Source organism: Limnochordia bacterium, from assembly GCA_023230925.1.
Lineage (GTDB): Bacteria > Bacillota > Limnochordia > DUMW01 > DUMW01 > JALNWK01.
Genome location: JALNWK010000063.1, coordinates 1 through 13,329, shown reverse-complemented (window position 1 = coordinate 13,329; position 13,329 = coordinate 1). Strand labels below are relative to the sequence as shown.

Genomic DNA, 13,329 nt, shown 5'->3' with positions numbered 1-13,329 from the left:
TAGTTCACCTGCTCCCTGATTGGTTTGGGTACTGATCAAGGATAGCAGATTGTGGTTGAAGTGGATCACTTTTATGTTATAATTTCTGCCCCAAGTGGTTCACTTTTATATTATCAAATACAACTATTCTGTCCTTCGGGGTTGGCTTCATAAGTTCGACCATCATTTTGATGATGTGCCTGGGAGTCCTAAACTGTCCGTTCGTGCCCGACTGGGAGATCTTGGACAATAGATACTCATATAGGTCACCCTTTGCGTCTCTGTCCTCAATTGGTAAAGCCGATAAAGCTGTAACTACTCTTTCGAGCATCTGTGCCGTGGGAATAATGAATATGGCATCGGCCATGAACTTGGCATACGATGTCGATGCTCCCCCATTCAGGTTCTTGATAAAGGGGAAAACCTCTTGGCTTACTACCTGGTACATTCTCTCCGCGCCAAAGTTCTTGAACTGGCTCCATCTTAGATGCTGCTTATCTTCGGGAAAGATCCTGCCAAACTCAACACCGAGGACAACAGTCTCTCTCTCGTGTTTGGTCTCCACCTCATCCAGACCCTTGATGAACAAAAGATATGTAATCTGCTCGATTACAGACAAGGGATTAGTAATACCACCGGACCAGAATATCTCCCAAATTCTGTCCACTTGGTTTTTGAATTCTCCTGTAACCATCTTAGACCTCCGAATAACTTGTCCTAACACCGGGTAGCGATGTCCCGCCTGCACAAGACATGGTTCTGCTTTCCTATGCTTATGGCTACCCCGAAACCGAGTACCCCACACCCCAAGATTAGGACCTTCAATATCTTTGCTGACATGTTATTGAGGTAGTGCTTTCCGTTTCTTTAAGATGCAGTTCACACCTGTTGGAACAGTATCTACTCCCCTGAGAGTTCCAGAGCCTCTAACCGCTCAAATCGGTTCCTTGAGATCCGGTTGTAAACTCATGGGAGTCGGTTTCGAAATCTAGTAGTTCATGAGCAACTTAGCGAGAGCCGCCTACTTTTTCCTACTGTTTAGCTACATTATGGTAATAATACCAATTCGTCAAGAACAATGTCTATCCCTCTTTTCTGCGCATATGGTTCTCCTGACAAACTAAGACCCCAAGAAGTCTAGGATGATCGCACCGGAATCAATGGAAAGTGGAAATGTAGTTCCGTTTCTTGAAACAAACACTGTTTGCAAACAGCATATACCTGAAAACACAAAGAAGAGTGGAGGCCCTAGGCCAAGTGATCCTATTTGCCGGTATGGTAGCCACTTCCCTGAAGTGACGAATACGCCAGTTACGGTTGTGCTTGACATGCTTAGCGAAGCAATCGTACGTGGCCCCTTATACACATAGTGCAGAGTCTTGTTTGCAGGACAAACATCAAGAAGTACTGTAACTAATCCAGCTCGCCGGGTACAATGAGAGCATCTTTACCGGGAAAACCTAATCTAGAAGCCAATGGGACTATGAGCTAAGGGCGCCCGTACATCGTCGAAACACAAACCATTTTTTCCAATAGCAAGCATACCCCGATGGACTACAGATCACCACACTGACTAGTGTTTGAGTTGACTTCCCCATCAATTGGACTACGGTCTCGTACCAAAACTTCTGCTTCGTTTCAAAACATTAATGTAATCTACTCACGTATTCCGATTCTGCGCCAGGGTATATATCTGTTCTGTAGTTAGCCAGGGACGTATTCTATGGATTATTCGATGACAATTGGCACATACCAGTAAGACATCCTCTATGCTTGTGGTAGTATGCCCAGACTCAAGCTCGGACAATGGCGTTTTATGATGAACTTCAATACAACCTTCGCCCCTATCTCCATACGCCTTAGCAAAATCAAAACCACAAGCTTCACAATAGAGACGTCCGTGTCTTTTTAAGAACGAATTCTTAGCCACCGTTACAAGGTTTGGATTACGCTCCCGATACTTATGTAAACGTTCCTGTACCTTGCCCTCGGGGAAATTCTCATTATCCTCAATAGCAATGGCCCCAAGGCTTACACCCTCCACCATCCCACTAGCCCTAAGTAGAAAGTACATGGCACCATCGAGATCTGTGCTAGCATCAATGAGTTCATACTCCCCTTGATAGACAAACTTATGACCAGCACGTTCGCGGGTGAAGACAAATAGAGGGTAGTTTCCCCGGGATGCAAGCACTGCTCTGTTATCTTGGTAATCAGGGCTAAAACGCTTCTTCCCCTCGTGTTTTCTACCGAAAAAGTAATACTTCAGAATTTTGCGGGGTTCAATCCACTCGTTGGGGTAGTATTCACCGTTGATGGTACATAGTAACACAACAGCTTCAAGCTCTCCGTTCTCGTCGGATAGTTTGTGAATTCCCTTTACTTGATTCTCACCGGAAAGATCAGCAACTTCCCGGGCATCGGTTTCAAACCCAATCGGTAAACCAAGAAACAAGACATCCTTAGTCAGCATTGCTATACCTCCCAGCTCCCTAACAACTACATATTCCCCGATTCCGGTAATAATGTCGACGCTACACAATATCTACTGCTAGTTTACTATAGCAATCCAAGTAAGCAACAACGAATACACCCAGGTTCAAAAGCAGATCAAGAAGCTTGAGAGCGGGTCCGGAAAGAACCGTTGTCTTAATACGGTGAGCGTGCTGTTTATGTCCTTCGATCTTCTCAGTGAACTAGAATTGATGATTCAGCTCCAGGCATATTAAAATACTCTTCCCACCGTTAGGAAAGCAACACGGCCCAAGATGGTTTCAAATGGCTCGTGAACTTGATCGAATTCACCTGTGGGCACCAAGAGAGTGAGCAAAACATGATTACTCCCATTAGGCGAGAGTAATCATGTTTTCTTACTAATCGGCAAAGACTGCACCGGTGGCTGCAGAGGTGACAAGCTTCGCATACCGTTTAAGATAGCCTTCGGTCACCTTCGGTGGAGGAGCCTGCCAGTGCTTCCGTCTTTCGGCTAATACCTTCTCGGAGACGTTTAGCTCCAAAGACTTGTTAGGAATGTCAATGATGATCTCATCGTCCTCTTCCACTAGGGCAATGGGACCTGCCCCAGCGGCTTCGGGGGAGACGTGCCCAATGGAGGCCCCCCGGGTCGCTCCCGAGAAACGTCCATCGGTAATGAGCGCTACTTCCTTATCCAGACCCATGCCAGCTACTGCCGAGGTGGGTGAGAGCATTTCCCGCATACCCGGACCACCCTTGGGACCTTCGTACCGAATAACGACAACATCCTTGGGTTTGATCTTGCCTCCTAGGATCGCCTCTACCGCAGCTTCCTCACTGTCAAAAACCCGGGCTGGTCCTCGGTGCTGCATCATCTCAGGAGCCACCGCGGATTGCTTGACAACGGCACCAGCGGGAGCAAGGTTACCCCAAAGTACTGCTAGTCCCCCTTCCTCGTGATAGGGATTATCTAAGGTCCGGATTACATCGGGCCTTAAGGTTTTCGCCTGGGCAATGTTGGTGCCGATGGTCTTTGTGCTAACAGTTAATACATCAAGATCTAGAAGCCCTCCTTGGGACAATTCCTTCATCACCGCAGGAATACCCCCGGCTTGATGCAGGTCCTCAACATGATGGACACCACCGGGACGAAGATGACACAAATGGGGGGTCTTCTTACTAATCTCATTTACTAGCTTCAGATCTAGGGTCACACCAGCTTCGTGGGCGATCGCGGTCAAGTGTAAGATGGTGTTTGTGGAACAACCCAAGGCCATATCTACCGTCAGTGCGTTTAAGAATGCAGCTTCGGTGAGAATATCCTTAGGCCTTAGGTTCTTCTCAACCAAGGTCATAATCTGCATACCGGCCTGTTTGGCTAGCCTTTTTCTGCCGGCATGTACAGCAGGGATAGTCCCATTACCTGGCAGACCTAAACCTAGGACTTCAGTAATGCAGTTCATCGAGTTTGCGGTGAACATACCCGAGCAAGAACCGCATCCAGGACACGCACTTTCCTCTAGTTCCTTGAGCTCGGCTTCATCGATCTTGCCCGCAGAATAGGCTCCCACCGCTTCAAATACGTCGTTTAGGTCCGTCTTCTTACCACGGTAGTCTCCACTTAGCATCGGTCCACCACTTACAACAATACAGGGCAAATTCAGCCGGGCTGCGGCCATGAGCATCCCAGGGACTATTTTGTCGCAGTTGGGGATCATCACTAGGCCATCGAAGGCATGGGCTCTGGCCATAACCTCTATCGAATCGGCAATTAGTTCTCGGCTTGCTAGGGAATAGTGCATCCCTGCATGTCCCATGGCAATGCCATCACATACCCCAATTGCCGGAAACTCTATCGGTGTCCCACCGGCCATCCGGATGCCACTTTTGACTGCGTCTGTAATACGCTGCAGGTCAACATGGCCGGGGATGATCTCGTTGGCTGAGTTAACCACTCCGATTAACGGACGCTGCAATTCCTCTTCTGTATATCCCATCGCGTAAAACAAAGAACGATGGGGCGCACGATTGATTCCCTTTGTTACTTGTGCACTGGGCAATTCCATCTACTCTTCTCCTCTCCAACTACTCCAGCAGATTCAAGAGCCGTCGACCAAACTCCTCAGCCCCTTGACAACTCAGTACGTCAAAGTCCTGAACCAAAGCACCCTGCTTTTCTAGAAGGGCCATCATCTGCTGCAAAGCCTTATTGGTACCAAACAGTTTTTTGGTAACAAAGACGGCACATCGCTTACCTTCTATGCCATTGCACCTACTAATCAAGTTTACTACATCTGGGGCAATCCGACCACCAAAAAGTCCCCGGACAGGACTACCGATACAGACCAAGTCATAGGGCCTTACGGAAAAAGGGCTCGTGCAGGCGGCAACACTCACAATCTCCACCCGGGCCCGGTCCGGTTCCTCCTTGAGACCAGTTCTAATCACCTCGGCAATGGGTTCAAGGTTTCCTTCATCACTATGGATAATAATTACTCTTTTCATAGCATACAAGATCACCAAGACAAGTCCGGTGATCCTTCGACCTCCTTCTGTAATCCATTTCGGAAGTGTTACAGCAATCTACAGCACCCGTTCTAGCAGAGAGGAGCTCTCCTGATCTAGTTTGGTGTAATCTAGAATATAGCGGTTCTCATTGACATCCTGCAGTAAGAGATATCCTTTGTTAATCACTGTAACACTACCGCGCAGATCCCGGACAACAAATTCCCTCGGACCGAAATTGGTGTCCACCTGCCAGTAGACGATCCCTAAGTCTTCCTTAGCTACCTTTATCTTCTTGATCTCAGGCATATAGTATCGGGCAGCCAAGGCGTCGGCCACTAGCTTCTTCGATGTCTTCTCCAGTTTACTCGGATCCTTAATCATCCCAATATACTCATCGGCTGCATCATGTACCGTAACATACGCATTTTTATGAGTCAACGGAAAGGCCCACCGCACATTCACTTGAGGATAGCTTCGATCAGACGTAGTCAGGCGCAGGACTCCTCCCATGCTCTTGGTAAATTTGAGCGATTCTTCGGGCAGAAACTGTAAGTTCTCCTCGATAGACATCTAGCCATCTACTCCCTTCATCCGGGATATCTTCCGCTGGGTCTGTACTAGATTGTAGTAGACTCCCCGTTTGGCCAACAGCTCCGCATGGGTGCCAAGCTCTACATTCCGGCCCTTCTCTAAAACAAACAACCGGTTGGCATTACGCAACGTGGAGAGCCGATGGGCAATGGCAAAAGTAGTACGCCCTTCAATCAACCGGGCAATGGCCTCTTGGATCTTCTCTTCGGTGTGGGTATCCACTGATGCAGTGGCTTCATCAAGGATTAAGATCCTTGGGTTATGCAGTACAGCCCGGGCGATGGAAATCCGCTGACGCTCCCCACCGGATAGTCTACTCCCCCGTTCTCCTACCGGGGAATCGTACCCGTCGGGTTTTCTCAGAATAAACTCATGGGCATTTGCCACCATAGCAGCCTGCATAATCTCCTCGAGGGTAGCATCGGGCTTGGCATAGGCAATGTTATCCGCAATGGTACCGTTGAATAGAAAAGTGTCTTGGAGCACCACCCCAATTTGCTCACGCAGCTTTCTTTGGGGGATATCCCGGATATCATGTCCATCGATGAGGATCTGACCCTCGTCAACATCATAAAACCGGCACAACAGATTGATCATGGTGGACTTACCGGCACCCGAGTGACCGACCAACCCGATCATCTCCCCGGGCTCCACTTGTAGATCAATATTCCTGAGCACTGGCTTGTGCTTCTCATAACCAAAGGTGACATCCACAAACTCCACACGACCCTCAATTTCATTGATCGGTACGGGTTTTGGCGCATCAGCCACCTCAGGTTTTGCATCCAATACTTCAAAGATGCGCTCGGCTGCAGCTAGAGATCGGGAAGCAAAATCGCTCAGCCGGCTCATCGCCTGTAAGGGTCCGTAGAACATTCCTAAATAACCAATGAAGGCCATCAAGGTTCCAAGGCTAATACTGCCACCGATCACCTGGTGACCACCCACATACCAAACCAAAAGACCCCCCACCCCGGTCAGAAACGACAATACCGGAAAGATCGTAGCCTCCATGGTTCCTGCCCGTACGCCTGCTTCATAGAGTTCGTAATTATGACGGCTAAACTTCTCGATCTCCTTTTCCTCCTGGGCAAAGGCGCGGACAATGCGGATCCCGGCGAGGCTGTCGTTAACTGCACCACTAAAGGAGCTGTTTTTCTGCCAGAATCGCCGATAGATCCCGTGCAGTTTCCGCCAAGCATAGGTGGAGCCAATCACTACTAAGGGTGCCGGCACTAGGACCAACAGGGTCAGCTTCCAGTTCATGATAAAAAGCATCACCCCTATGCCGATGAGGGTAAAGAACTCAACAAGGACGTAATTAGCCGCTTCTAGCAAGAAGCGTTCAAGGCGATTAGCATCATGGGTGACCCGAGCCACAACAGAACCCAATTGCTGACGATCGTAATACCCAATGGACAACTGCTGGAGTTGGGAGTAGACTTCATAGCGAATGTCATGACTAATCTTGCTCCCCAACCAGGCCGATGCTCGTCCCCGGGCGATGGCCACACCAATATTCCCAACCCGAGCCAATAGCAACGCCAGGACGATCCAAGGCAACCAGTAGGCATCCTTGGGTATTAGAACATCGTCCACCAAGTAGCGATTGAGCATGGGTGGAAGAAGGTTGATTGCAGTACTAATCCACATGAGCACTACAATACCAAAAACGTGGGGAAAGTAAGGCCGTGTGTAATTGAGCAGACGTCGCATTACCTTCTTCTTATCTAGGCAAGCCGGACAGACCCCAGTTCGAGGCGGGAGTACCCGGCCACATTTCTCACAAAACATCCTGTGTACATCAGGGGATGGGGGGGGAACCTCACCCTTTAGGCGGAGCTGGTTCAATGCCCGGGCCCCTTCGGCAAACTTCCGGGCAAGGGCATTGCTGTATCTTACCGAGAAAAGCAGATCCGTGGGCCCATAGACATCCAGGAATCCATTTCCTACTAGACCCCGTAGTCTAATGTCTGCAATATCCGTTAAGGGGACTTCCTGTAATATCCTTTCCTCGTCCACTAAGTACAAATGACTTTCCGTCGCCACTAGCCAGGAGACCTTGTTTAAGCCATCTAGAGAAAGATCTGTCTGCAGTGTATAAACCGTGTTCTCTTCACTGCTTTTTGCTAAGGCCACAATCCGTTCAACTTCCGAGGGAAGCACCTGGCTTTGCTCCACCTTAGGAAGGGATGTCGCCTTTTTCGGGGGCTTGGCTAACATCGCATTTGGCATCTAGATACCTCCGTTCACTACCAGTCACTCCTACATTTCGCTTTTTTAGAGCAAATACCTGCCCAATCCCTAGTGAAACCTGCGAACAAGAAGGAAAAGACGGGATTGAATGTCGAACTTAGAACTATGTAGCTTAAGTCAACGGGTTGTTCTAAATAGGGGGACAAGGAAATGCGTAAACAAGTCCAGTTTGCTAATGAGGGCCAGACTATCTTCGGCATCCTGCACTATCCAGAAGATACCACCGGGCCCGTTCCAGGTGTTTTGATCTTGCATGGGTTTACCGGTACCAAGGTAGAGCCCCATAGAGTCTTTGTGAAAATGGCAGAACGTTTGGTTTCGTTGGGGATTGCCGCCCTGCGGTTTGACTTCCGTGGTTCAGGAGATAGCGAAGGCGACTTCGCGGATATGACCTTAACAGAGGAAATCAGCGATGCGGTGGTGGCTGTGGACTACCTGGCAGACTACCCAGGCATTGATTCCACTAAAATGGGCCTCATTGGCCTAAGTCTAGGTGGTGCCGTTTCCGCCTGCACTGCAAAGCTGCGTCCAAATCTTTCGGCTGTTGTACTCTGGTCTGCCGTCGCTGATCTAATGAAAACCGCAATCGGAGACAACGTTAAGGCCCTTGGCGTACCAATGGTGGAAGTTGCCGGCCGCACACTCTATGACTTCGGCGGCAATCTAGTAGGGATGGAGTTCATCGAGGATTTGTCCAATCATAACCCGCCGGAGGAATTGGCCGGGTCCAATGCCGATGTTCTAGTGATCCATGGCGATCATGATCCAACGGTACCCCTATCCCACAGTGAGATCTACCGCAGCGCAGTAGCCGGTTCCTGTGGTAATATAAAGGTCAAGATCATCTCCGGGGCCGACCACATATATAATTCCTATCATCATGAAAAAGAGCTTATCGATACCACCGGTGAGTGGTTGGCGCAAAAACTGAAGGGTTAGTGCTTGTGTTATCTTTCAAAAAAGCCCCCGAGTAAAGGGAGTTAGTCATAGGGATTTACGAAAACAAGTAAATTTTTAACCGACTTTCTTCAAGCGGGGACAAGTAGAAAAGACTGCAATGAAGGATTAAACCTTTAGTGCAGTCTTTCTTTTGTGGCTTTATCTTATTTTGCGAACTCCTCTTAAGATCTTGTGAGGTTATTTGCTGTGTGATATAATGTTCTAAAATATGGTATTGGAGGCCTAATTATGGCTGTTTCATATAATAAACTTTGGAAACTGCTTGTGGATAAGAAAATGAGCAAGGCAGACTTGCGTAAAGCCTCTGGCATATCTCCAAACACCATGACTAAACTGCGTCGGGACGAGCCAGTCATGCTTAATGTTTTGGATAAGATTTGCAGCACACTTAGTTGTAATTATGGAGATATTATGGACTACATTCCGGATGCGGAAAGGGGTGATAATACATGATTGATAAAAAACAAATGACCGAGGAAGATATCAAACTCCGATATATCACTCCGGCAATCACCGCTAAATGGAGCCTTGACCATATAACGATGGAAACAAAAATCACGGAAGGTAAGATTAACCTGAAGGGAAATTTTGTGTTCCGTGAAAAGCCGAAAAAGGCTGACTATATTCTTTATATTAATCCAAATAAACCCATTGCCATAGTTGAGGCAAAGGACAACAACCACACTGTATCATACGGCTTGCAACAGGCCATGACATACGCCCGGATGCTTGATGTGCCTTTTGCCTACAGTTCTAATGGTGACGCTTTTTATGAGCATGACTTTATAACCGGCCAGGAACGAGAGATTCCCTTGTCTGATTTTCCCTCTCCTGATGAATTAATAGACCGGTATCAGATGGGTATAGGTATGACTGATAACGAAAAACAAATCATAGATCAGCCCTACTACACAAGCCAGACAACATATCCACCGCGCTATTATCAGCGCAATGCTATCAACCGCACGGTAGAAGCTATCGCCAGGGGACAGCAGAGGATTCTACTTGTCATGGCAACCGGCACCGGCAAGACGTACACTGCTTTTCAGATTGTTTATCGCCTGTTAAAGAGCGGCATCAAGAAAAAGATACTTTACCTTGCTGACCGAAACATTCTTGTTGATCAGTCGATTCAGCAAGATTTTGCACCGCTGGCGAAAACGATTCATAAAATCAATTTTGCCAAGGATGATCCTATAACCATCACCTCCTATGAGGTCTATTTCTCTTTGTATCAGCAATTGACAGACCGGGAGGATGATGAGTGCGAAAGCGATGAAGACGAAACCGTCAGCCGTCTTGCCAAGCTGTTCCATAAGGATTTCTTTGACCTTATCATCGTAGATGAGTGTCATCGCGGGTCAGCGAAAAAAGACAGCAACTGGCGTAAGATTCTCGAATATTTCTCGTCAGCTACGCAAATTGGTATGACTGCTACTCCGAAGGAAACAAAATATATCTCCAATATTGATTATTTTGGGGAGCCAATATACACTTACAGTCTCCGTGAAGGTATCGAAGACGGTTTCCTTGCTCCGTTTAGGGTTATCAATATCCGCACCAACATTGGTGAAGGCTGGCGTCCATATAAAGGCCAGCGGGACAAGAACGGCAATGAGATTGAAGACCGTATTTATACAAACAGTGACTTTGACTACAACATCATCATCGAAGACCGTACATACGAGGTTGCCAAAGAGATTACGGAATACTTGAAAAGTACTGACAGAATGCAGAAGACGATTGTGTTCTGCGCCAACGAGGATCACGCCGAACGGATGCGGATTGCGCTTAACAACCTAAATGCCGATATGGTCAAGCAGAATCCTGATTACGTGGTTCGCATAACCGGCAGTGACGCGTACGGCAAGAGCAAACTCGACTATTTCATCTCCGTTTCTTCTCCCTACCCTGTAATTGCGACTACATCAAAACTACTCTCTACTGGTGTAGACTGCAAGATGGCCAAGCTCATTGTCCTAGATCAGATGATTGGCTCTATGACTGAATTCAAACAGATTATCGGACGCGGTACCCGGATTCGTGAGAAGGAAGGAAAAACACACTTCACGGTAATGGATTTCCGCAACGTAACACGCCTGTTTGCGGATCCCGATTGGGATGGCCCCATTGAGCAAGATGACAATTACGGTAAAGGCGACAGTCATATTTCCGAACCTGGCCCTGATACACCTTATGGCCCTGACTCAGAACCGAAAGAAAAGCCTATTGTTGACGCAAACGGTTGTAAGGTTGAAATAATCGGCAAGATTGTTTCTGTTTATGACGCTAACGGTAAGCTGCTTCGGCAGGAAAGCATTATCGATTACACCAAGTCAAATATTTTGGGTACATATGCTTCTCTCGATAATTTTATCCGCCATTGGTCTGTCGAGGAGAAGAAAGAAAACATCAGGGCCTTGTTTTTGGAGCGCGGCATCAACCTGGAAAATCTGAAAGCAGATCAGAATATGGCGGATGTGGACGATTTTGATTTTATCTGTCATGTTGCGTTTGGCCAGAAACCGCTGACGCGCCAAGAACGCGCCAATAATGTCAAGAAGCGAGATTTCTTAAATAAGTATAAGGGCGCAGCTCGCGAGGTGCTGGAGGCTCTTTTGGATAAGTATATGAACGCCGGGATATACGAAATCGAGAAAACTGAGATTCTAAAGCTTGATCCGTTTCAGAAATTTGGCAAACCTTCAAGGATTGCACAGTTCTTCGGCGGTAAGGATGGATATCTCAGAGCAATTAAGGAATTAGAAGAAGAACTTTATAAGGTGGGTTAAATTATATGAGCAGTTTATCGAATTTTGTAAAAAGAATCCGTGACATTATGCGCAATGATGCCGGTATTAATGGTGATGCACAACGGATAGAACAGCTTGCATGGATGCTGTTTTTAAAGATATATGATGCCAGAGAAGATGACTGGGAAATAGATGATGATAATTATCAGTCCATCATTCCGGAAGAGTGCCGTTGGAGAAATTGGGCTGCGGATGATAAAAGCGGCAAAGCTATGACCGGCGATACTCTGCTGAACTTTGTCAACAATACCCTGTTTCCCACATTGAAGAATCTTAATGTTACACCAGATACTCCTCTTAAGAAATCTATTGTTAAAACTACTTTTGAGGACGCCAACAACTATATGAAGGATGGTGTATTGCTTCGTCAGGTCATCAATGTTATCGATGAACTCGACTTAAGCGATTATGAGGAAAGCCACGCTTTTGGCGAAATCTATGAATCAATCCTTCGCGAACTTCAGAGTGCAGGCTCTGCCGGTGAATTTTATACACCTCGTGCAGTAACCGATTTTATGGCAAAAATGATAAAGCCAAAGATTGGTGAGAAGATGGCGGACTTTGCCTGCGGTACCGGCGGCTTTATCACAAGCTGGCTAAAGGAATTGGCTCCGCAGGTTAAAACCACGGCAGATCAAGCCGAATATGCTAATTCTATCTATGGCATTGAGAAAAAGCAGTTTCCGTATATGCTGTGCATAACGAATATGTTGCTTCATGGGTTGGATGTGCCAAATATATATCATGATAATGCCTTGTTAAGGGATGTATTAGATTATACCGAGGATGATCAGTTTGATGTTATTTTAATGAATCCTCCTTATGGTGGTAGCGAAAAAGCGGATGTTAAGAATCATTTTCCTGCTGACCTTGCAAGTAGCGAAACAGCAGATCTCTTTATGTCTGTTATCATGTATCGACTTAAGAAAAACGGTCGTGCAGCCGTTATTCTCCCGGACGGATTTCTGTTCGGCACTGACAATGCCAAGGTTGCCATCAAAAAGAAACTGCTATCGGAATTTAATCTGCATACTATAATCCGTTTGCCGAGCAGCGTGTTTTCTCCCTACACATCAATAACTACAAACATTTTATTCTTTGACCGTACAGGGTCTACCACAGAAACATGGTACTACCGTCTGGATATGCCGGAGGGTTACAAGCATTTCTCCAAGACAAAGCCAATGAAGTTAGAGCATTTTGACCCCGTTATTGAATGGTGGAATAACAGACAGGAAATCAATATAGACGGCTTCGACAAGGCGAAGAAATACACAGTAAAACAGCTTACAGATGATTTTGGTTATAACCTCGACCTGTGCGGCTATCCCCATGAGGAGGAAGAGATTCTTGACCCGATGGATCTGATTCAGCGATATGAGGAGAAACGGGCATCTTTGAATGCGGAGATTGACCGTGTACTTGCCGAAATCACGGCACTTTTGGGAGGTGCCAAAGAATGACACCACAGGAATTAAAAAACAGCATCCTCCAGTTGGCAATACAGGGCAAACTGGTCGAACAGCGCCTGGAGGAAGGTACAGCCGAGGAGCTTTATCAACAGATTCAGGCCGAAAAGCAGCGACTCATCAAGGAAGGTAAAATCAAAAAGGAAAAGCCATTACCGGAAATTTCAGAGGATGAGATACCGTTTGATATTCCGGAGAGTTGGAAGTGGGTACGACTTAGCGGAATAGGTACCACTAAAACTGGAAATACACCTTCTAAAGCTTATCCTGAGTATGTG

At 47.0% G+C, this 13,329-nt stretch carries 10 protein-coding genes and 1 pseudogene; 5 read left to right on the top strand and 6 right to left on the bottom strand.

Annotated elements, in window-relative coordinates:
* Positions 1-121: 121 nt before the first annotated feature.
* From M0Q40_11230 to M0Q40_11205, 6 genes and pseudogenes are all read right to left on the bottom strand, one after another.
* Positions 122-673, bottom strand: a pseudogene (locus tag M0Q40_11230) (type I restriction-modification system subunit M N-terminal domain-containing protein).
* 966 nt (positions 674-1,639) lie between these two features.
* Positions 1,640-2,452 (bottom strand): HNH endonuclease, encoded by an 813-nt coding sequence (locus tag M0Q40_11225; GenBank protein ID MCK9223168.1) that lies wholly within the window; start codon positions 2,450-2,452, stop codon positions 1,640-1,642.
* Positions 2,453-2,852: 400 nt separating this feature from the next.
* Positions 2,853-4,514: a dihydroxy-acid dehydratase gene (ilvD, locus tag M0Q40_11220; GenBank protein MCK9223167.1), complete on the bottom strand. Its 1,662-nt coding sequence runs from the start codon at positions 4,512-4,514 to the stop codon at positions 2,853-2,855.
* A gap of 25 nt (positions 4,515-4,539) precedes the next feature.
* Positions 4,540-4,959 (bottom strand): DNA-binding response regulator, encoded by a 420-nt coding sequence (locus M0Q40_11215; GenBank protein ID MCK9223166.1) that lies wholly within the window; start codon positions 4,957-4,959, stop codon positions 4,540-4,542.
* A gap of 78 nt (positions 4,960-5,037) precedes the next feature.
* Positions 5,038-5,532: a DUF1854 domain-containing protein gene (locus tag M0Q40_11210; GenBank protein MCK9223165.1), complete on the bottom strand. Its 495-nt coding sequence runs from the start codon at positions 5,530-5,532 to the stop codon at positions 5,038-5,040.
* Positions 5,533-7,788 (bottom strand): ABC transporter ATP-binding protein/permease, encoded by a 2,256-nt coding sequence (locus M0Q40_11205; GenBank protein MCK9223164.1) that lies wholly within the window; start codon positions 7,786-7,788, stop codon positions 5,533-5,535.
* 171 nt (positions 7,789-7,959) lie between these two features.
* On the opposite strand from M0Q40_11205, the gene M0Q40_11200 reads away from it, so the two are divergent.
* The 5 genes from M0Q40_11200 to M0Q40_11180 form a co-directional block, all read left to right on the top strand.
* Positions 7,960-8,748: an alpha/beta fold hydrolase gene (locus M0Q40_11200; GenBank protein MCK9223163.1), complete on the top strand. Its 789-nt coding sequence runs from the start codon at positions 7,960-7,962 to the stop codon at positions 8,746-8,748.
* 249 nt (positions 8,749-8,997) lie between these two features.
* Positions 8,998-9,222, top strand: coding sequence for a helix-turn-helix transcriptional regulator (locus M0Q40_11195; protein ID MCK9223162.1), 225 nt, complete (start codon positions 8,998-9,000; stop codon positions 9,220-9,222).
* A complete protein-coding gene (locus M0Q40_11190; protein ID MCK9223161.1) occupies positions 9,219-11,561 on the top strand; it encodes a DEAD/DEAH box helicase family protein in 2,343 nt (780 codons plus the stop codon). Before M0Q40_11195 ends, M0Q40_11190 begins: the two co-directional genes overlap by 4 nt.
* A 5-nt stretch (positions 11,562-11,566) precedes the next feature.
* Positions 11,567-13,045: a type I restriction-modification system subunit M gene (locus M0Q40_11185; GenBank protein MCK9223160.1), complete on the top strand. Its 1,479-nt coding sequence runs from the start codon at positions 11,567-11,569 to the stop codon at positions 13,043-13,045.
* Positions 13,042-13,329 (top strand): restriction endonuclease subunit S (locus M0Q40_11180; protein MCK9223159.1); only part of this gene is annotated, 288 nt, incomplete at its 3' end. The genes M0Q40_11185 and M0Q40_11180, both read left to right, overlap by 4 nt.